We start from the raw sequence: 20,598 nt of genomic DNA, 5'->3' as shown, positions 1-20,598 counted from the left end.
CCCCGTCACCGCCCTCCGTCCGTAAGGGGATACGGGGGGATCAGGGCGCGTGCCGCCGAGCGCGCGGCCTCGAGGACGGGCCGGGGGTCCCGGCCCGACTCCTGGCCGAGGACCGTCCGGGTGCTCAATCCGTCGAGGAGGGCCAGGAGTTCGGAGGCGCGGGCGGCGGCGTCCAGCGGGGCGAAGCGGCGCCGTGCCGCGCCCGCGGTGAGCAGGGCCTCCAGGTCCTCCTGCCAGCCCGTGTCCAGTTCGGTCTGTGCCTCGCGGAGGGCCGTGTTGCCGGGGGTGCGGGCCCAGAGCTCGATCCACAGGGTCCAGCGCGGGTCGCGCGGGCCGCGCGGGAGGTAGAGCCGCAGGAAGAGGTCGAGCTTGCGCTCGGCCGTGATCCGCCGGCCGAGGAGCGCGCGCCGCTCCTCGGCGAGCGCGGCCTCGCTCCACCGGAGGGCGGCGAGCAGCAGCAGGTCCTTGCTGCCGAAGTAGTACAGGATGTGGCCGCCACTGGTGCCGAGCCGCTCGGCGAGCGCCGACATGGTGAGGGAGGCGAGGCCGTCCTCGGCGATCGCCGCCATGGCCTCCTCCAGCATCCGCTCCTGGGTGACGTTCCCGTCCCGCCGTCGTGCCGTGCCTGCCACCGCCGCCGCCCCCCGTCCTGCCGTTCCACCGGTTCCCGTGTCCGGGACCGACCTTAACCGCAACCTCCGAAGGTCTTGACGCGGCCCGAATCCCTCGCGCATCTTGAATGCCGTTCTAAAAATTAGAACGACATTCAAGACGGCATCCACGACAGGAGTGCGGTGTGCTCGAACGCGAGACGGTGCCCGTGACCACGGTCCGGACGGCGACCGACGAGGTGTTCCAGGTCGAGGAGCACGGGATCGACCCCATCCCCGACGCCGAACGGCACGGTGGGGCCAAGGACGTCTTCTGGCTCTGGTTCGGCTCGAACCTCACCTTCACCTACGTCATCAACGGCGCCCTCGCCGTCGCCTTCGGACTCTCCTTCTGGCAGGCCACCGCCGTCGTCGTGCTCGGCGGCCTCTCGTTCCTCGCCATCGGCGCGGCCGGACTCAGCGGCGTGCGCACCGGCACCGCCACCCTCGTCATCTCCCGCGCGGCCTTCGGCCGCCGCGGCAACTGGCCCGCCGGACTGCTCAACTGGGTCGTCAGCATCGGCTACACCATCGTCAACACCGTGGTCGGCACCCTCGCCCTCGAAGCCTTCTTCGGCGACCTCGGCTGGAACGGCGGACACGCCGCCCGCGCCCTGGCGCTCGCCGTCACCCTCGCGCTGACCTTCGCCGTCGCCCTCTGGGGCCACGCCACCGTCCAGTTCGCCGAGCGCTGGATGGCGTACGTCCTCGCCGCCGGCTTCGCCGCCCTGCTCGTCCTCGTCCTGCCCGGCGCCGACACCGCCGCCCCCGCCGCCGCGCCCGGGGCCTCCGGCTGGAGCCTCGCCTTCGTCGTCATGTTCGCCGGCCCCTTCTCCTACCTCCCCATGCCCGCCGACTACACCCGCTACCTGCCCCGCACCACCCGTCTCAAGGCCCTCACCTGGAGCGGCGCCCTCGGTGGCTTCGTCTCCTCCGTCGCACTCGGCGTCGCCGGGGTCGCCGCCGCGACCCAGGCCGACATGACCGACGCCGTCGCGGGCACCGAGAGCCTCCTCCCCGGCTGGTTCCAGCCCCTCTTCCTCGCCCTGGTGCTCGGCGGCTCCGTCACCAACTCGATCATCACGCTCTACTCGTCGAGCCTGAACCTCCAGGTCCTCGGCATCCCCTGGAGCCGGGCCCGGGCCATCGTCATCAGCGCGGCCGTCACCGCCGTCGGCTCCCTCGGCGCCCTCTTCCTCACCGACTTCACCACCTCCCTCCTCTCCTTCCTCTCCCTCCTGATCATCGTCTTCGCCCCCTGGGGCGGGGTCTTCCTCGCCGACATGGTGCTCCGCCGCTGCACCTACGACTCCGCCGCCCTGCACGCGGACGCCGGCGGCGCCTACTGGTACCGCTCCGGCTGGCATCCGGCCGGCCTGACCGCCCTCCTCGCCGGCCTCGCCTTCTCCGCGCTCACCTGCGACTCCGAGCTGTGGACCGGCCCCCTCGTCGCCCCGCTCGGCGGCGCGGACCTCACGCTCCTCGGCGCCGGGGTCTCCGCCCTGGTGTACGTGCTCCTCGCCCGCCGGACGGTGGCCCCCGTCCGGTAACCCCGTCCCGGACCCCTCCCCGCGACTCCTCTCGCCCCTCTCCTCCGGCCCCCTCGCACCCCCTCCCGTCCCTCCGCCACTCCCCTCGTACGACACGGAGCCCCACCCCCATGAACCGCACCGCCCCCGCCCCCGCCGACCTCGTCCTCACCGGCGCCCGCATCCACACCGTCGACCCCGCGCTCCCCGAGGCCGAGGCCCTCGCCGTGCGCGCCGACCGCATCGTCTGGATCGGCGCCGCCGCCGAAGCGGCCGACTGGACGGGCCCCGACACCCGGATCCTCGACGCCGGCGGGCGACTCGTCCTGCCCGGCTTCGTCGACGCCCACAACCACGTCCGCCTCGGCTCCGACGACGCCTGCGTCCAGCTCGCCGGGGCCCGCACCCTCGACGAGATCCACCGGCGCATCCGCACCTGGCACGCCGCCCACCCGGACGCCGGGTGGATCGAGGCCGAGGCCTTCGACTACTCCGCGATCCCCGACGGACGGATGCCCACCGCCGCCGACCTCGACCCGGCCACCGGGGACACCCCGGCCCTCGTCCTCAGCTACGACGTCCACACCGCCTGGCTCAACACCGCGGCCCTCCGCCGCCTCGGCGTCGACCGCGACCGCACCGAACTGCCCTTCGGGCGGGCCGTCACCGACCCCGCCACCGGTGAACCCACCGGGTTCGTCAAGGACTTCGCCGTCAAGGGCCTCTCCCGCGAAGGCCACCGCGCCCTGCGCGAGCTCGGCCTCCCCTGGGCCTCGCCCGACCGGCAGTACGGACGGCTCGCCAAGAGCCTGGACGACGCCATCGGCTACGGCATCACCACCGTCGTCGAACCGCAGAACTCCCTCGACGACCTCGCCCTCTTCGAGCGCGCCCGCTCCGAGGGGCGCCTGCGCTCGCGGATCGTCGCCGCGCTCTTCCACCCGCGCGGGACCACCGAAGCGGACCTGGGCGCCTTCGAGGCGGCGGCCGACGCGTACGCCGACGACCGGCTGCGGGTCGGGCCGCTCAAGCTGTACATCGACGACGTCGTCGAACCCCGCACCGCCGCCCTCCTGGAGCCGTACGCCGGCTGCTCCCACCACCGGGGCGACACCTTCTACCCGCCCGAGGAGTTCGCCGAGCTGCTCACCCGGCTCGACGCGCGCGGCTTCCAGTGCTTCGTCCACGCCACCGGCGACCGGGGCATCCGCACCGTCCTCGACGCCGTCGAGCGGGCCCGCGAGGTCAACGGGCCGCGCGACGCCCGCCACCAGGTCGTCCACGTCGAGTGCCTCGACCCGGCCGACACCCCGCGCTTCGCCGAGCTCGGCGTCGTCGCCTGCATGCAGCCCCGGCACGCCGCCCCCGACATCGCCGGCCCCGGCCAGGACTGGGCCGAGAACGTCGGCCCCGAGCGCTGGCACAAGGCCTGGCCGCTGCGCAGCCTGCACGCGGCCGGCGCGGTCCTCGCCCTCTCCAGCGACTGGAACGTCGCCGAGATGGACCCCATGGTCGGCATCCACGCGGCCGTCACCCGCCGGCCGCCCGGCGGCGGCGAGGCCTGGACGGCCGGCGAGACGATCGACGTCGCCACCGCCGTCGAGGGCTACACGATGGGCTCGGCCCACGCCAACTTCCTGGAGCACGAGCGCGGCTCGCTGACGGTGGGCAAGCTGGCCGACTTCGTCGTCCTGTCCCGCGACATCCTCCGCATCGCCCCCGAGGAGATCCCGGGCACGGTGGCGGAGACGGTCGTGGTGGGCGGCGAGGTGGTCGTGGACCGACGGCCGGGGGCGTGACGGATCCCGTCAGGCGTGACGGGCTGCGCCCCTCAGCCGGCGACCTGCTCCAGGATCTGCTCCAGGACCGGCGCCAGGGCGGACGGCCGCCGGTCCGCGGGCAGTGGCCGGATCGGGCCGCGGGCCAAGAACACGGGAGGCGCGGGGCGCGACGGCGGGGGCGGCCCGTCCGAAGAGGGACGGGCCGCCCCGGCGCCGGGGCGGGGTCAGGGCCGGTCGAGATCGGCGCCGGGCGGGGTCAGAGCCGGTCGAGGATCTTCCGCAGCCGGTCGACCTCGGCGGACTGGGCCCGTACGACGTCGTCGGCGAGCTTCCGGGCCGTGGCGTTGGCGCCGTTCTCCTGCTCGTCCTTCGCCATGGCGACGGCGCCGTCGTGGTGGGCGATCATCAGCTCCGCGAACTTCCGGTCGAAGGCCTTGCCCTTCGTCGCGGCCAGGTCCTTCATGTCCTGCTCGGACATCATCCCGGCCATGCCGTGGCCGGAGCCGTGGCCGGCGGACTCCGGCTTGCCCCAGCCCTTCAGCCAGGCCTTCATCCTCCGGATCTCCGGGTCCTGGGCCTGCTCGATCGCGGCGACCAGCTTCTTGACCTCGGGGTCCTCGGCCCGGCCGTCGGCGAGCTCCGCCATCTCCAGGGCCTGCTCGTGGTGGGGGATCATCATCTGCGCGAACATGACGTCCGCGTCGCCGAAGTCCCCGGGGGCGGAGTCCGCGCCGGCGGCGGGAGCGGAGGCGGTGGCGGAAGGCGTGACGGAGGGGGCGGCCGAGGACGTGGTGGCCGTACCGCCGTGGTCCATCCCGTTCATGCCGTCGTCGGCGCCGCAGGCGGTCAGGAGCAGTCCGGCTCCGGCGAGCGCCCCGACCAGGGCGAGCGTGCGGGTGGTGCGGTGCGTGAAGGTACGCATGGGGATACCTCGTGTGCTGTGTGTACGTACGGGCGGAAGGGGGAGACCGGCGACGCGCGCGGGGCGGCCCGCGCGCCGGGGGTTCGGTCTATATCCGCAGGACGGACAGCTGGGTGAGGTCGGGGGGCCGTGGGGGAGGGCCGTGCGGCCCGACGGCGCGGACGAGCCGCGCGAGGGGGAGGGCGAGCCGGTCGGTGCGGCGTCCGAGCGCGGCCCGGAGGAGCCCGGCGAGCAGCCAGGCGCCGAGGACGGCCACGCAGAGCGTGGTCATGTCCATCCCCGTACCCGGCTCGTGCCGGGCGTCGGAGCTCCCGCCGTCGTGCGACGCGGCGCCGCGCGCGGAGGAGCCGTGGTGCGGGACGGGCGCGGCGTCCACGGCCGTGGACATGCCCGTGTCCGTGCCTCCGCCGGAGCCCTCGGGGTGGCCGACGGCATGCATCAGGAACACCCCGAGCGCGAGCACGACGACGAGCAGGAGGTGCGCCACGGCACCTCCTGCTCGTTCACCGCGTTCCGCTCGGTGTGTGCGCACAGCCAGGACCTCCTGGCGGCGAATATACCGTGCGGGGGTATCGGTCGAGCGTCAGGACGGGGTCTCGCCCGTCATGGCGGCGGCCATCCGCAGGTGCGGCGCGGCCTCGTCCGGACGGCCCTGGCGCTCCAGGGTGCGCCCGAGCATCAGACGGGCGTAGTGCTCGACCGGGTCGCGCTCCAGGACGGCGCGCAGCTCGGTCTCGGCGCGGGAGAGCTGCGCGGAGTGGTAGTAGGCCCGGGCGAGGAGGAGCCGTTGGGCCGTCTGCTCCGGGTGCTCGGCGACGAGGCCGCGCAGGATGCGGACGGCGGTTCCGTACTCCTTCGCGTCGAAGAACAGCCGCGCCCGCTCCCAGCGCTCCCCGGCCGTACCGAACTCGTAGTACGTGTCGCTCACTTGCGCTCCCTTTCCAGAGCTTCGGATCTGCCACCCTGGGAGGTGGTCGACCACGTCAACACCACGGATTAGTTGAACATTCCACCAAGGATGGGTTGAGTGCCATGAGCAATCTCGATCGTCAGGCCTCGCTGACCGTGTGCGGCGGCCGCGGCTTCGTCGTCGCCGAACCGGTGCGGGAGCTGCTCAGCCCCCGCCGCGTCCGGCTCGGCGAGTCGACCGAGGTCCGCAGGCTGCTCCCGAACCTCGGCCGGCGCATGGTCGGCGCCTGGGCCTTCGTCGACCACTACGGCCCCGACGACATCGCCGACGAGCCCGGCATGCAGGTCCCGCCGCACCCGCACATGGGCCTGCAGACCGTCAGCTGGCTCCACGAGGGCGAGGTGCTCCACCGCGACTCCACCGGCAGCCTGCAGACCGTCCGCCCGCGCGAACTGGGCCTCATGACCTCGGGCCGGGCGATCTCCCACTCGGAGGAGAGCCCCCGGCCGCACGCCCGCCACCTGCACGGCGCACAGCTCTGGGTCGCCCTCCCCGACGCCCACCGGCACGTGGAGCCGCATTTCCAGCACCACGCCGACCTGCCCCGGATCACCGCGCCGGGCCTCACCGCCACGGTCATCCTCGGCACCCTCGACGGTGCCGCCTCGCCGGGCACCACGTACACCCCGCTCGTCGGCACGGACCTCGCCCTCACGGCGGGCACCGGGACGAGCCTGCCCCTGGAGCCCGACTTCGAGTACGCGGTCCTCGGCATGTCCGGCGAGGCCCACGTCGACGGCGTCCCCGTCCTGCCCGGCTCCATGCTCTACCTCGGCTGCGGCCGCACGGAGCTCCCCCTCCGCGCCGACTCCGACGCGGGCCTGATGCTCCTCGGCGGGGAACCCTTCGAGGAGGAGATCGTCATGTGGTGGAACTTCGTGGGCCGCACAGACGAGGAGATCCGCCAGGCCCGGGAGGACTGGATGACCGGCTCCCGCTTCGGCGAGGTGAAGGGGTACGACGGCGACAGGCTCGATGCCCCGGAGGTGCCCCCGACCCAGCTGAAGGCCCGGGGCAGAGTGCGCTGAGCTGGGCTCCGCCCCACCCACCGCTCAGGGGACGAGTACGAGGCGGATCGGGTCTCCGATCTTCTTCTCCAGTCGGGCGACGGCGTCTGCGGCTTCGGCCAGGGGGACGTGGGCGCTGACGGAGGGGTCCAGGTCGATCCGTCCGGCTGCGGCCAGTCCGACGAGCTGTTCCACGTGCTCCGGCTCGGAGCCGTAGTGTCCGCAGATCTGCTGGACGTTGAAGCAGAAGCCGATGCTGTCGGCGACGGTGACCGGCTCCGGGGTGAGGCCGGCGAGCACCAGGACGCCGTTCGGGCCGAGGACGGTGGTGGCCTGGGCGCGGGCCGCTCCGACGCCGGCGAAGTCGAAGGCGACGTCGATGCCCCGGCCCGCCGTGGCCTCGTGCACCGCCTCGGAGAAGTCTCCGGCCATGGGGTCGAGCGCGTGGTCGGCGCCGAAGAGGAGGGCGCGCTCGCGGGCGGAGGGCAGCGGGTCGACGGCGATGACGGGGGCGGCGCCGACCAGGCGGGCGAGCCGGATGCCGTGGGCGCCGAGACCCCCGGCTCCCCAGATGCCGACCGCCTGCGCGGGGCGGACGGCGCCGGTGTCCACGATCGCGGCGTACGGGGTGGAGACGGCGTCGGGGATGATCGCGGCCTGGTCGAACGGCAGGTGGTCCGGGATGGGGAGCAGGGTGTCCTCCCGGGCGAGGGCGTACTGCGCCCAGCCCCCGTCGTAGTCCACCCCGCGAGTCCGGGGCTGCCGGCAGAGCGCGTGGCGCAGGCAGTCGGCGCAGTCGCCGCACGCCTGACCGGCCTGCAGCACGACCCGCCGGCCGGGGGTCCAGTCGCCCTTCACGTCGGGACCGACGGTGTGGACGACGCCGGCCACTTCATGGCCGGGGGTGATGGCGCCCGAGTCCTTGACGGCGTCGACGGGGTAGAAGGGGCTCAGGCTGCCGTCGATCAGATGGATGTCGGACAGGCAGACGCCGGCCGCCCGCACCTCGACGAGGACCTCGCCCGGGCCGGGGACCGGGATCGGGACCTCCTCGACGGCGAAGGTACGGGTGTCCAGGCGCAGCCGTCCGGCCAGCATGGTGTTCATGCGGAAACCTCGATGTGCTCGGTGAGAAACGCGCACGCAGCTCATGCGCTTCATGCGCTCGACATGGTCGGCGGATCGTGTCCATCGACAATGTCGGCTGTCAAGCTGCTTCCATCGGACGTTTTCCGAGGTCACCTAGTTCCCTCAATGGACTGTGTCACTCAATACAGTCATCCGACATGTTCACCTGACACAGTCGTGTGTAAGTTGGTCGGCGACTGCTGGAGTGCAACGAAAGGCACGCTCATGACTCAGGTGTCCGTAGGCGCGGCGCGGGCGATCCCCGAGCGCCCCCCGCTGCCCCTCGTAGGCCACGCGTTCAACGTTCCCGCGGGCGCGGACTCCCTGGCCTACCTGCTGAAGGAGTTCAGGGAGTTCGGCCCCGTCTACCGGCTGCGGATCTTCGGGAGGGACACCGTCATGATCGGCGGCCTGGACCTCGTGACCGAGCTGTCGGACGAGACCCGCTTCCGCAAGCACGTCCACGCCGACCTGGTCGAGGTACGAGCTCTGGCCGGGGACGGTCTGTTCACCGCCTACAACCACGAACCGAACTGGCGCAAGGCCCACGACATCTTGATGCCCGCCTTCTCGCTCGGCGCGATGCGCAGCTATCACGCCCCCATGCTCCAGGTCGCCCGCTCACTGATCGGCAAGTGGGACCGGCTGGCCGGGGTGCGGTCGGTGGACGTCCCCGACGAGATGACCCGGCTGACCTTCGACACGATCGGCCTGTGCGGCTTCGGCTACGACTTCCGGTCCTTCCGCCGCGACGACCTGCACCCGTTCGTCGAGGCGATGACCCGGGCCCTCGTCTTCGCCCAGGAGAAGGGCGAGTCCATCCCGGGCTCCGAGCTGTTCAAGAGGAAGAAGGTCGAACAGTTCCGCCAGGACGTCGACCTGATGACGGACCTCGTCGACGACGTGATCAAGGAGCGCCGCGCCTCCGGCGACACCAGCACGGACGACCTGATGGGGCTGATGCTGCACACGAAGGACCCCCTCACCGGCGAGCCGCTGGACGACGTCAACATCCGGCACCAGGTGATCACCTTCCTGATCGCCGGCCACGAGACCACCAGCAGTGCGCTCTCCTTCGCCCTGTACTACCTGACCAAGCATCCGGAGGTGCTCGCCCGGGCCCAGGCCGAGGTGGACGCCCTGTGGGGCGACACCGAGTCCCCCGATCCCCAGTACGGGGACATCGGCAAGCTCACCTACATCCGTCAGATCCTCAACGAGAGCCTGCGCCTGTGGCCGACGGCGCCCGCGTACGCCGTCGAGCCGATCGAGGACACCGTCATCGGCGGCAAGTACCCCGTGCGCAAGGGCGAGTCGCTGATGGTGATCACCTCGGCCCTGCACCGCGACGCGGCCTGGGGGGAGAACGTCGAGCTGTTCGACCCCGAGCGCTTCACCCCCGAGCGGGAGGCGGCCCGCTCGGTCCACGCCTTCAAGCCGTTCGGCAACGGCGAGCGGGCCTGCATCGGCCGCCAGTTCGCGCTGCACGAGGCCACCCTGCTGCTCGGCCTGCTGGTCCACCGCTACCGCCTGATCGACCACACCGACTACCAGATGAAGATCAAGTCGACGCTGACCATCAAGCCCGACGGATTCAGCCTCCGGCTCGCCCGCCGCACCAGCGACGAACGGCGCCTGCCCGCCGCGACGGCGGCGAACCCCATCGCGGGCCGGACCGGGGCCGTGACACGTCGGGCGAGCGACACCGCGCTGACCCTGCTGCACGGCTCCAACCTCGGCACCTGCGCCGGCATCGCCCGCGACCTCGGCACGGACGGCGAGGAGCACGGCTTCACCCCGTCCGTCGCCTCCCTCGACGCGTACACGGAGAGGCTGGCCGGCTCCAAGGGCCCCGTCGTCATCGTCGCCGCCTCCTACAACGGTCGCCCCACCGACGACGCCGCCGAGTTCGTCGCCTGGCTGGAGAACCTCGCCCCCGGCTCGCTCACCGGGCTGCGGTACGCCGTCCTCGGCGTCGGCGACCGCAACTGGGCGGCCACCTACCAGCGGATCCCCACCCTGATCGACGAGCGTCTGACCGCCGCCGGCGCCACTCCGCTCCTGGCACGCGGCAGCGCCGACGCCTCCGGCGACTTCGGCGGAGCGGTCGACCAGTGGACGGAAGACCTGTGGAAGGCGCTCCTGGACGAGTACGGCGAGGCCGTCGCCGGAGAAGCGGCCGGCCCCGCACCGGAGACGGAAGGCGAGGGGCTGTACGAGTTGGAGGACACCTCCGAGTCGGTCCTCGGCGGCCTCGCCGAGCGCCACGGCGTCCGGCCGATGGAGGTCCTCGAAGCGTACGAACTCGTCGACACCGACCACGAACTGGGCCGTTCCAAGCGATTCCTGCGGCTCCGGCTGCCCGAGGGCGTCACCTATCGGACCGCCGACCACCTGGCCGTCCTGCCCGGCAACCCCGAGGTCCTCGTCCAGCGGGTCGCCGACCGCTTCGGCCTCGACCTGGACCGCACCGTCCGGCTGCGCGCCCGCCGTCGGAGCCGGGGCGCCCTGCCCGTCGACCGGCCGCTGACCCTGCGCCGCCTGCTCACCGACTTCGTCGAGCTCCAGGACGCGGCCACCCAGGAGCAGGTCGCCGTGCTCGCCGAGCACACCGCCTGTCCGCCCGAGAAGCAGCCGCTCGCCGCCTTCGCCACCGCCGACCCCGAGACCTTCCGGGAGCAGGTGACCACGGCGGGGCTCAGCGTCCTGGACCTCCTGGAGCGCTACCGCGCGTGCGAGCTGCCCTTCGAGCGCTTCCTGGAGCTGCTTCCGGTACTGCGTCCCCGGCACTACTCGATCTCGTCGTCCGCAGCGGCCCGGCCCGGCGAGGCCGACCTGATGGTGTCGCTGCTCGCCGCGCCCCACCGGTCGGGCGAGGGCACCTTCCGGGGCATCGCCTCGCACTTCCTGCAGACCGTGAACGCGGGCGACGTGATCCAGGCCCGGGTCCTGCCGTGCAGCGAGTCCTTCCGCCTCCCCGAGGACACCTCCCTGCCGGTGATCCTGGTCAGCGCGGGCACCGGCCTCGCGCCCTTCCGCGGCGCGGTCCTCGACCGTCACCACACCGGCTCGACCGGCACCCTGCTCTGCTACTTCGGCTGCGACCATCCCGACGTGGACTTCCTGCACCGGGAGGAGTTCGAGGCGGCCGAGGCGGCCGGAGCCGTCAGCATGCGCCCCACCTTCATGCACGCGCCCGAGAACGGGGCCCGCTTCGTCCAGGAGCGCATCGCCCGCGAGAGCGAGGAGGTGTGGTCGGTCCTGGAGGCCGGCGGCCGCGTCTACATCTGCGGTGACGGCCGCCGTATGGCCCCCGCCGTACGGGAGGCGTTCATGGCGATCCACCGCGAGCGGACCGGTGCGAGCGACGAGCAGGCCGTGACATGGCTCGCGGAGCTCGTCGCGTCCGGACGCTACGTCGAGGACGTCTGGGCGGGCTGAATCACACGAGGAGGCAGAGACGGTTGCGGGCGCACCCGGAAGGGCGCGCCCGCAACCGTCTTCACGCCGTGTCAGGCCGTCGGCACGTCAGGGAGGCCGAGGTTCCCCTTGGCCAGCGCCACGGTCGCGGCCACGAGCGCCCTGAGGCCGGTCCGCTCGGTGGCCTCGTCCGGCAGGGCCACGAGGACCTGCAGGGTGAGTCCGTCGAAGCCGGAGAGGAAGAACCGGGCCACCGTCTCCGGGGACTCGGCCAGTTCCTGCCCCGTCCTCTCCGCCGTCTCGGCGATCACCTGCGCGGTCACCTCTATGACCCGCTGGTAGTGGCCCTGCCGGGCCTCGTTGAGGCCCGGCACACGCAGGGCGAACATGGTCAGCTCACTGAGCAGCTGGTGGTGCGACGTCGGCTCGCGCACGGCGCCCCACAGGACCCCCGCGAAGGCGCCGATGGTCTCCTCGAAGCCCGCGTCCTCCGGCGCCGCCCGCTGCACCTGCGCGACCAGCTCGTCGGTGATGTGGTCCATCACCGCGCGGTAGAGGTCCTCCTTCGTGCCGAAGGTGTAGTGGACGGTGGTCTGCGCGACACCGAGCTCCGCGGCGATGGCGCGGGTGCTCCCCGCGGCCACCCCCTCCCGGGCCATGAGATCGATGGCCGCCTTGATCAACTGGGGGCGGCGCTCCGCCGCGGAAACATGAGCCATGGGCCCACTATATCGACTCAGTCGGTCGACACAGTCGTACCGGTCGACGGCTCGCCCGCAGGCCGGGCGGGCGGTCCGGGCGAACCCGTCCCTCTTCCCGGGGTCCGAACGGGGTCACGTTCCTTCGGTGCTCGGCCCGCTGTCCGCAGGAAGGGCCTGCTCGGCCCAGATGACCTTTCCCTCGCGGTTGTGCCGTGCGCCCCAGCGTTCGGTGAGCTGGGCCACCAGGAGCAGGCCGCGGCCGCCCTCGTCGGAGATCCGGGCGCGGCGCAGATGCGGGGCGGTGCTGCTGGCGTCGGAGACCTCGCAGGTGAGCGTCGTCTGGAGGACCAGCCGCAGTTGGATGGGGCTCTTGCCGTAGCGGATCGCGTTCGTCACCAGTTCGCTGACGACCAGTTCCGTGGTGAAGGACAGTTCCTCCAGCCCCCAGGTCGTCAGGACGTCGGACGCGAAACCGCGGGCCCCGGACACGGCTGCCGGATCGGACGGGAGGTCCAGCGTGGCGACGTGGTCCGGGTCGAGGGCACGGGTCCGGCGACGAGCAGAGCGACGTCATCGGCGGGTCGGCTGGGCAACAGCGCGGCCAGCAGCCGGTCGCAGGTCTCCTCCAACGACTCCGGCGCCGAGGCGAGGACATCGTGCAGCGTGGTGAGCGAGAGGTCCACGTCACGCGTACGGTCGGCGGCGATCAGCCCGTCGGTGTGCAGGACCAGCAGACCGCCCTCCTGCAGTTCGAACTCGGCGGTCTCGAAGGGGAGTCCGCCCAGGCCGAGAGGCGGTCCGATCGGTACCTCGGGCAACTCGACCACGCCGGAGGTCGGGACGGCCCCGCTGGTGGTCGAGGGGGTGACCACGGTCGGCGGGATGTGGCCGGCACTGGCGAGGGAGCACCGGCGGGAGACGGGGTCGTAGATCGCGTACAGGCAGGTGGCGCTGGTCTCGCCCTCGTCCCGCGACTCCTCCCGCTGCATCCGGACGACCACGTCGTCCAGATGGGTGAGGAGTTCGTCGGGCATGAGGTCGATGTCGGCGAAGGCGCGGACCGCTGTGCGGAGCCGGCCCATGGTGGCGGCGGCGTGCAGACCACGACCGACGACGTCGCCGACGACGAGGGCGACGCGGCCCCCGGACAGCGGAATCACGTCGTACCAGTCCCCGCCCACACCCGCGCGGGACCCGGCGGGCAGATAACGCGAGGCCGTCTCGACGGCCGACTGTCGCACCGTGTGCCGCGGCAGCAGGGTGCGCTGGAGGGTGAGCGCGGTGGAACGCTCATGGGCGTACCGACGGGCGTTGTCGAGGGACACCGCTGCCCTGGAGACGATCTCCCGCGCCAGCAGGAGGTCGTCGGCGTCGAAGGGGGCCGAGGTGCGACGGCGCACGAACTGCACCAGGCCCAGGGTGTCCCCGCGGGCGTGCAGGGGCACGAGGAGAACCGAGTGGGGGCCGAGCGCGCGCAGCACTCGGCCGTGGGACTCGGACGGTGCCATCCACGGGGGCATCGCGGTCCCCGCGATGTGGTGCAGGACGGATCGTCCGGTGGTCAGTGCGCGAACCGGTTCCGATCCATCGGGGTAGGAGTGGGCCTCGCCGATGCGGAGCAGGGACTCCGGACAGCCGTCGAGGACGGAGCGCTGGGCGACGCGGCGCTGCGTCAGGGCCTCTGCTGAACCCGTGCCCGTTTCGTCGAGCACGGAGTCGAGGAGGTCGACGGTGACGAGGTCGGCGAAGTCCTCGGTGCAGAACTCCGTCAGCTCCTCCGCGGTCCGGGTGACGTCGAGCGTGGTCCCGATCCGTTTGCTCGCCCTGTTGGTGAGGGCGAGCCGACGCTGCAGCAGACGGTCGCGCTCCTCCTGGTAGGCGGCGACCACCTCTTCCGAGGACCGGTCCACGTAGTCGAAGCCGATCGTGACCAGCCTCATCGAGGCCAGGTGGATCATGTGCCAGTCGTCGGTGAGGCGGGGCGCTTCGGCCTGCAGCAGTTCGAGCAGGCTGAGATGGCCGATCCGGTAGCCACGGAGGAGCCTGCTCACCGGAATCCCTCGCCGGGCGTAGAGGCGACCTCCTTCCAAGGCGATCGGGGGAGCCTTCGACGCGCTCGCATCGGGGTGGGTCTCCAGGAGATCCAGAAAGGCGGCGATGTGCTGGGCCGTCTCCTCCGGGTTCAGAGCCGCGATGTCCGCCTCCTCCGACAGCTCGGGGAGTACGCCGTCCAGGCGCTGGAGCAGCAGGCCGGCCAGCTTCGGCACCTGTGGCCTGAGGCGGCGAGCCAGCTGACCGAGGAACGCATCGACGTCGGTTCCCATAGGGCGAATGTACGGGAGGGCCTTGGCGTGCGCTCCCCGGACAGCCGCGGCGTTCCCGTGGCCTGGTCCGCCACAGCACGATGACGGTCGTCCGGGAAGGGACGCCGCCGGCCCAGGCCCCGTCACCGTGTCGCGACCCGGCGGTCAGGAGTCACGGCACGTGAGCTGATCGGGTCGGCTCTCAGAGGCCGAGGTGGTCGCCGAGGTCGGCGTAGTCCACCTGCCACAGGCCGGGGGAGCCCGTGGGGTACTGGGAGCGGAACCCGAGCATGCGCTGGACGCGCGGCGAGAGCGTTCTGGCGATCTCCATGTCGACCAGGAAGGGGTACGCCTCCTCTCCGGTGAGGAAACCCGGATTGAGGGCGAAGGCCACGGCCCGCCGGTACTCGTCGCCGGTCCGGTTCGCGCCGCCGCCGTGCGCGGTCTTGCCGCTGAACAGAAGGGCGTCTCCGGCGTTCATGATCGCGGGAATCGTCTGCTCCGGAGTCCCGCGGTCCTCGAAGTCGCTCCAGTGGTTGCTCCCGGGGATGACGCGGGTGGCGCCGTTCTCCTCCGTGAAGTCGGTCAGGGCGATCAGGAAGTTGAGGGTGACTTCCGGGCCGTCGGGCCCCATCCCGATGAACGGGAACCAGTTCTCCAGGTCCCGGTGCAGCATCTGCGCCTGGCCGTGGGGACCGATCTCGATCACCTGCGCGGTGGTCATCCAGTACGTGCCCGACTCCGGGAGGAAGATCTGGTCACATACCTCGTGGACCAGGGGGTGTTCGAGGATCTCGTTGCGGAACGTGGCGCTGTGCGTGACCAGGTTCGTGAGCCGCTTGGTGTTGCTGCCGTGGAACGCGGCCACCATTTCGTTCGCGTGGGTCGAGCCCGGGCGAAGAGCCTGCAGCGGCGGCTCGATCTCCGCGTTGAAGCGGCTCATCTGCTCCTTCGTCAGGAAGTTCTTGACGATGACGCCGCCGTCGCGGGTCAGGAGCCGGAGAATCTCGTCCTTCGGCGTGTCAGCCGCCACCGACGGCAGGGTCTGGGACTGCTTCTGTGGTGTCATGCGGTTTCTCTCCTTTGATTCCCGAACGTTCGCAGTCTCGGCGGATCTATCCGGTGACGCGGTCCCGGTCGGAGTCGATGCCCGTCCGAGGGGCGCCACGGTCAGGAGCCGGGGCGCGTCCCTGATCTCCTGCGTCCCCCCATGCCGTGCGCCGGGGTCGTGCGGTCCGCTCCCACGGACGCGCGCTGCCGAGCCATCCGAGGAGGAAGGCTGCCGGGACGGAGACCAGTCCGGGGGTGTGGAGCGGGAACAGGTCGAAGTCCTCGTCCGGCAGCAGCGCGTACGCCGTCCCGGACACGGCGGGCGAGAAGAGGGTCAGCAGGACGCAGAGGGACAGCCCTCCGTAGACGAGCCACAGCAGCCCTCGGCGGTCGAAGCCGGGCCAGAGGAAGGAGTAGACGAGCGCCGGGAACACGCACGAGGCCGCCAGGCTCAGCGAGAGGGCGAGGAGGAACTCGATGGGGTAGCGGTGCACGGCGGTGGTGAGGAAAAGGCTCACGGCGCAGAGCGCGACGACGGACAGCCGCAGGACCGTCGGCTCTCCGATCCCGATCCGGGTACGGCCCTTCTGCCCGACCAGGTCGCGGGTCACGGAGACGGCGGCGGCGAAGGTCACGCTCGCCACGGCGGTGAGGACGGCGAGGAAGGCGACACAGGCCACGAGGGTGATGAGCACGACGCGGCCGGTGGGGTGGTGGGGGAGGACCTCCGAGGCCAGGAGGATCGGGGCGCCCTGCCCCTTCGCGTCGACCGCCCCGATCCGTCCGCTGCCCACCACCGCGGCCGCGGCGAAGCCGGTCGTGATCAGGAGCAGGTAGAAGAGGCCGGTCAGCCCTACGGCGACGCTCAGGGAGCGTCGAGCGGCGGGAACGTCCCGGCTGGCGCTGACGCGCAGGAGCAGGTGGGGCATCATCGCCGTGCCGAGGATGACGACGACGTGGTCACTGAGCGTGCCGAGCGGCCCGAAACCGGCGGAGTTCGCCCACAGTCCGGGGCTGAGGTACTCGTCCGGCGACACGCTCTTGTCCATGGCGGCCGACAGCAGTGATCCAGGACTCCAGTCGAACAGGCGGAGTGCCAGCAGGGTCACCGCGGCGAGCGTCGCCAGGGCTACGGGCACCTTGGCGACCTGCACGAAACTGGTGCCGCGCAGATCGGCCACTCCCGCGAAACACGTGATCAGGAACCCCATCAGCACCGTGCACACCACCTGGGCCCGCTCGCTCGGCATGCCGATCAGAAGGGCGGCGGTGATGCCGCCGGCCCGCAGTTGGACCATGAGCAGGGGCACGGCGATGCACAGGGTCACCACCCCACCGGCGATCCGTGCTCCCGGTCCCTCGGCACGCAGGGAGAACAGCTCGCCCAGGGTGTAGCGGCGGGTCGCGCGAATCCTGGAGGCGAGGAGCAGGAAGACGCCGAGTGCGAGGGCGCTGTCGACGGCGGTCGAGACTCCGTCGTAGCCGAAGAGGGCGATCGCTCCCGGCAGCGAGACCAGAATGACGACCGTGATCTGTTCTCCCGCCATCGCGACGCCGTTGAAGACGGGCGGGAGAGACCGGCCGACGACGTAGAGGCGTTCCGGGTCGTCGTCCTGCGTGGCGAGGATGAAGACCCACAGCAGGCAGAGGCCGACGAAGACGAGGAAGGCGCTGATGACCGCGCCCCTCGCGGCGGTGCCGATGAGATCGGGCGAGCCGACGCTCAGGAGGTGCGTCGTCACCACGCGCCCCCGGCCGAACGGGAGGCGGCAGTCGTCGCCGAGGCCGGTTCGAAGGAGGACGCGACCCGGTTCTCGTACCACCAGGTCCCGCCGACGAGGACGACCAGCTGCGTGAGCGCCCACGTGATGCCGAGGGTGAGACGTCCGTACACGGAGATCTCTCCGAGGGTCGTGGAGCAGGAGAGCAGGACACCGACGGCGAGCGGCAGCGCGTTGACCATGACCAGCATCCGTGTGTCACGGGGGGAATGCCGGGAGGAAACGGAGGGCACGGGACCTCTCTCTGAAGAGAAGGAAGAAGGACACGGCGTGAGCGAGCGTGGGGACGGTCGCAGCCGTTGAGGACGAGCGAGGGGGGCGGGCGGCCGCGCTCCGTACCGGTCGGAACTCCATGTCTGCGACCGCGGGGGTTCGACGGCGGCGCGGCCTCCGTAGAGGAGGTCGCGCCGGCTTTTGTCGGCGAGCAGCGGCCCAGGTTCTGTCGTCACATGTCAGGCCCGCACCAGGAGTGATGCGAGGGCGACGGCTGCTTCGGAGGACTCGGCGGTCCTGTCGGAGTGGGTGGCGATCTCGCACCACGCCGTCGCGATCAGACGCCACCCGACCCTTCAGGAGCCCCCGCGCCTGCGACGACGGAGCGTCCGCCGGGCCAGTGTCTTGCTGCCGTTGAAGAAGTCGTTGAACCGGTCCAGCCCCCAGACGGCCCGGAGGACGAACGGCTGCATCAGCAGCGACATCGACGGCGAGTACTTCGCGGCGTCCGACCAGATGCCGGCGAGGTCCTCCGGCATCTCACCGTCGACGACGTAGTCGGCGAGCTGATGGGCCACGTACGGCACCTGACAGAGGCCGTGGCCGTTGCAGGCCATCGCGTAGAAGACGTTGTCACCCACCTGTCCGGCGATCGACAGCCAGTCCGGGCTGATGCCGATCCAACCGCCCCAGGCCCGCTCGATGGCCACGTCGGACAGCGACGGGAACCGGTTGGCCAGATCCTTCCCCATGTCCTGCACGACACGGGGGTCCGGGACCCGGTCCGGGAGCGGGAAGGCCGCGCCTCGCTGCGCTTGGCGGACCCCGCAGACGATGGTGTTGCGCTCGGTGAGCCGGTAGTGGGTCATCAACTGGTGCTGGGTGATGATGCCGGACCGGCTGGTCCAGCCCAGTGCGGCGAGCCGCTCCGGCGCGATGGGTTCCGACTCGATCTCGATGACGTACAGCGGCGTCGCGAGGTTCTTGGGCCAGATGTCCCACTCGCCGCCGTAGACGTTGGTCGCGAGCACCACCTTGTCGGCCCGCACGGTGCCGTGCGGTGTCGTGAGCTCGACGGTGCCGCCTGTCCGGCGGACATCGCTCACCCGCGACTGCTCGAAGACCTTGGCCGAGGAGGCGAGCAGCGCGCGACGCACACCACGAGCGAGCTTGCCCGGGTTCAGCATCCCGCCGATGGATTCCCGCATACCGCCCACGAAGCCGGCAGGGATGCCGAGTTCCTCCCTGCTGCCGACGGTCCCCCGCCCACCGAAGGCGCGCAGGATCGCCGCCTGGGTGCGCACCCTGAGCATCATGAGGGGTGAGACCGCACCCCACACCAGGCCGTTCGCCACGTAGTCGCAGTCGATGTCGTGCGTCTTGATGAGGTCTTCCACGTAGTGGCCCGCGTGCTCCGCCAGTTTGACCATGACCGGCACCTTCTTCGGGGACTGGAGGCTGAGCATCCGCAGGTCACCCCCCGGCGCCCCGGCGATCTGACCGCCGTTGCGCGAGGCTGAGCCGTATCCGCAGAACTCGGCCTCCAGCAGGACCACGTCCTGATCACGCTCCGCGAGGCGCAGCGCAGCCGCCATGCCGCCCATGCCGCCGCCGATGACGGCGATGTCACAGGTGAGGTCGCCGTCCAGTGCGGGCTGCACGTCGTCCGGCCGGTCGATCCAGCCGGTGAAGCTGCTGTATTTCGTGTCGCTGGTCCTCATCTGTCCCGATCTCCTTCAGGTGGGGGGTGTCTGTTCTGTTTCATGCTTCTCGTCAAGGCCTGCTCGGACCGCCCCGCAAGCCCTCGTTCCCGTCCAGCGGATGGACTCGCCGCTCTCCCTTGGCCGCGACCGAGCGGGCCGGGAGGTCTCCCATCGACACGAGACCGGGTCGTGCCTCGACGACGGCAGCGGCGGAGTTGACCGCCGCTGCGATCGTGCTGAGGAAGGAATCGAAGCCCACGGAGGAACGAAGGTCGACGACCTGCTCCTCTCCGACGATCCGATAGTCGTCGCCCGCGGCCACCTCGTCGGCCGGTTCGAAGAACCCGAACGTGATCTCCAGGTCGATCACCACTTCGCCCTTGAGCACGCCCCGGGCGGCATGAGTGACAGCCGCGACCTGCCCCGGTTCGATACGCAGGTGGTCCCCGACACGCGGCGAAGTCGTCACGACAGCGGGTTCGACCTCTCCCACGTCCACCGAGTCGAGATCCCATCCCAGCCCCGCCGCGAGCGCTCCGATGGCCTGCTCGAAGCCGTAGTGCCCGACGACCTCGCCCCGGCTGCGAGCCGCCTCGAACTCCTCTGTGGTCAGACCGAGGCCGAACTTCGACAGGATCGCGCCGTAGCGTGACATGTTCGTCCGTCGGCGGATGCGCACGCTCTCCACACGCTGGGTCAGCGCGGTCAGCAGGAGAGGAAGGGTGTCCATCAGGATGCCCGGGTTCGCCCCGCTGCCCAGGACGGTCACGCCATGCGCCTTCGCCGTGTCGTCGAGCCGGCGGGCCAGGTCGGGATGGCTGTGCCACGGATAGGCCAGCTCTTCGCAGATGCTCAGGACGTTGTACGAACGCTCCAGCAGCGGCAGCAGGGTGTCGGCCACCCCGTGCAGATCCGAGGTGGTCGCCACGATCGCGAGGTCGGCGGCGGGCAGGTCGGCCGGGTCGCTCACGATGACGACACCGCTCGCGGCGCGACCAAGGAGCACTCCGAGGTCTTGACCGGCCACGCGGGGGTCCCGGTCCACTGCTCCGACGATCTCCACGTCCGTGCGTTGCAGCAAGGAGGAAGCAATGGCCCGGCCAGTGGCACCTAGACCCACCACGACAGTCTGATTACTCAACGTCACTCCCTAGGCGGCCCAGTCGGCACGCCCACGACACGGTGTTCGGCAATGCGAAACTTCGCCTGTGGCGGTTACCTCGTACCTCACTGTCGCCAGCCGCGGCCGCGGTGAGAACGACACTGGGCACCCGCTTCCCCTGGGCACGGTGCACGGTGCACAAGCCGGTCACGCCCGACTCGGGCAGCGAGGAAACGCCATGACGGCTGAGGTGCTGGACGCCACCGAGGAGTTCGATGTGGTGATCGTCGGAGCGGGAGTCTCCGGGCCGGCGAGGTTGCTGAGGAGCCCCGTCCAGG

At 71.4% G+C, this 20,598-nt stretch carries 15 protein-coding genes and 1 pseudogene; 4 read left to right on the top strand and 12 right to left on the bottom strand.

Annotated features, from left to right (window positions below; translation table 11 throughout):
- Positions 1-5: 5 nt before the first annotated feature.
- Complete coding sequence (locus ACZ66Z_RS04940) at positions 6-632, bottom strand: TetR/AcrR family transcriptional regulator (protein WP_469932580.1); 627 nt, start codon at positions 630-632, stop codon at positions 6-8.
- A 164-nt stretch (positions 633-796) separates the two neighbouring features.
- Here ACZ66Z_RS04940 and ACZ66Z_RS04935 point away from each other — a divergent pair, with 164 nt between their 5' ends.
- Both ACZ66Z_RS04935 and ACZ66Z_RS04930 read left to right on the top strand, forming a co-directional pair.
- Positions 797-2,200: a purine-cytosine permease family protein gene (locus ACZ66Z_RS04935; protein ID WP_469932579.1), complete on the top strand. Its 1,404-nt coding sequence runs from the start codon at positions 797-799 to the stop codon at positions 2,198-2,200.
- Between the two features lie 110 nt (positions 2,201-2,310).
- Complete coding sequence (locus tag ACZ66Z_RS04930) at positions 2,311-3,978, top strand: amidohydrolase (protein ID WP_469932578.1); 1,668 nt, start codon at positions 2,311-2,313, stop codon at positions 3,976-3,978.
- Between the two features lie 238 nt (positions 3,979-4,216).
- Here ACZ66Z_RS04930 and ACZ66Z_RS04925 read toward each other — a convergent pair whose 3' ends face one another.
- The 3 genes from ACZ66Z_RS04925 to ACZ66Z_RS04915 form a co-directional block, all read right to left on the bottom strand.
- Entirely contained in the window at positions 4,217-4,882 is a 666-nt protein-coding gene (locus ACZ66Z_RS04925) for a DUF305 domain-containing protein (RefSeq protein ID WP_469932577.1), read from the bottom strand.
- Between the two features lie 88 nt (positions 4,883-4,970).
- Positions 4,971-5,369 (bottom strand): DUF6153 family protein, encoded by a 399-nt coding sequence (locus tag ACZ66Z_RS04920; RefSeq protein ID WP_469932576.1) that lies wholly within the window; start codon positions 5,367-5,369, stop codon positions 4,971-4,973.
- 96 nt (positions 5,370-5,465) lie between these two features.
- Positions 5,466-5,810, bottom strand: a complete 345-nt coding sequence (locus ACZ66Z_RS04915) for a tetratricopeptide repeat protein (RefSeq protein WP_469932575.1) — start codon at positions 5,808-5,810, stop codon at positions 5,466-5,468.
- Between the two features lie 104 nt (positions 5,811-5,914).
- On the opposite strand from ACZ66Z_RS04915, the gene ACZ66Z_RS04910 reads away from it, so the two are divergent.
- Complete coding sequence (locus ACZ66Z_RS04910; RefSeq protein WP_469932574.1) at positions 5,915-6,880, top strand: pirin family protein; 966 nt, start codon at positions 5,915-5,917, stop codon at positions 6,878-6,880.
- A gap of 24 nt (positions 6,881-6,904) precedes the next feature.
- Here ACZ66Z_RS04910 and ACZ66Z_RS04905 read toward each other — a convergent pair whose 3' ends face one another.
- Positions 6,905-7,966, bottom strand: coding sequence for a zinc-binding dehydrogenase (locus ACZ66Z_RS04905; protein ID WP_469932573.1), 1,062 nt, complete (start codon positions 7,964-7,966; stop codon positions 6,905-6,907).
- 246 nt (positions 7,967-8,212) lie between these two features.
- Between ACZ66Z_RS04905 and ACZ66Z_RS04900 the strand changes: the two genes are divergently transcribed.
- Complete coding sequence (locus ACZ66Z_RS04900) at positions 8,213-11,428, top strand: bifunctional cytochrome P450/NADPH--P450 reductase (RefSeq protein ID WP_469932572.1); 3,216 nt, start codon at positions 8,213-8,215, stop codon at positions 11,426-11,428.
- Between the two features lie 71 nt (positions 11,429-11,499).
- On the opposite strand, the gene ACZ66Z_RS04895 is transcribed toward ACZ66Z_RS04900, so the two are convergent.
- From ACZ66Z_RS04895 to ACZ66Z_RS04865, 7 genes and pseudogenes are all read right to left on the bottom strand, one after another.
- Positions 11,500-12,126 carry a TetR/AcrR family transcriptional regulator gene (locus ACZ66Z_RS04895; RefSeq protein ID WP_469932571.1) on the bottom strand — a complete coding sequence of 209 codons (627 nt, stop codon included), beginning with the start codon at positions 12,124-12,126 and terminating at the stop codon, positions 11,500-11,502.
- Positions 12,127-12,240: 114 nt separating this feature from the next.
- Positions 12,241-14,432, bottom strand: a pseudogene (locus tag ACZ66Z_RS04890) (ATP-binding SpoIIE family protein phosphatase).
- A 181-nt stretch (positions 14,433-14,613) separates the two neighbouring features.
- Complete coding sequence (locus tag ACZ66Z_RS04885) at positions 14,614-15,480, bottom strand: phytanoyl-CoA dioxygenase family protein (RefSeq protein ID WP_469932570.1); 867 nt, start codon at positions 15,478-15,480, stop codon at positions 14,614-14,616.
- A gap of 46 nt (positions 15,481-15,526) precedes the next feature.
- On the bottom strand, positions 15,527-17,203 hold the full coding sequence (locus tag ACZ66Z_RS04880; protein ID WP_469932569.1) for a sodium:solute symporter family transporter: 1,677 nt from the start codon (positions 17,201-17,203) through the stop codon (positions 15,527-15,529).
- Positions 17,200-17,424 (bottom strand): hypothetical protein, encoded by a 225-nt coding sequence (locus ACZ66Z_RS04875; protein WP_469932568.1) that lies wholly within the window; start codon positions 17,422-17,424, stop codon positions 17,200-17,202. Before ACZ66Z_RS04875 ends, ACZ66Z_RS04880 begins: the two co-directional genes overlap by 4 nt.
- 387 nt (positions 17,425-17,811) lie before the next feature.
- Positions 17,812-19,176, bottom strand: a complete 1,365-nt coding sequence (locus ACZ66Z_RS04870; protein WP_469932567.1) for an NAD(P)/FAD-dependent oxidoreductase — start codon at positions 19,174-19,176, stop codon at positions 17,812-17,814.
- A gap of 52 nt (positions 19,177-19,228) precedes the next feature.
- The gene (locus ACZ66Z_RS04865) at positions 19,229-20,278 is read right to left on the bottom strand and encodes a dihydrodipicolinate reductase (RefSeq protein WP_469932738.1); all 1,050 of its coding nucleotides are present in this window, start codon (positions 20,276-20,278) and stop codon (positions 19,229-19,231) included.
- Between the last annotated feature and the right edge of the window lie 320 nt (positions 20,279-20,598).

Source organism: Streptomyces sp. NPDC107498 (genome assembly GCF_055582805.1).
The sequence above is the reverse complement of the archived record's forward strand: the minus strand, read 5'-3'. Positions and strand labels throughout refer to the sequence as shown.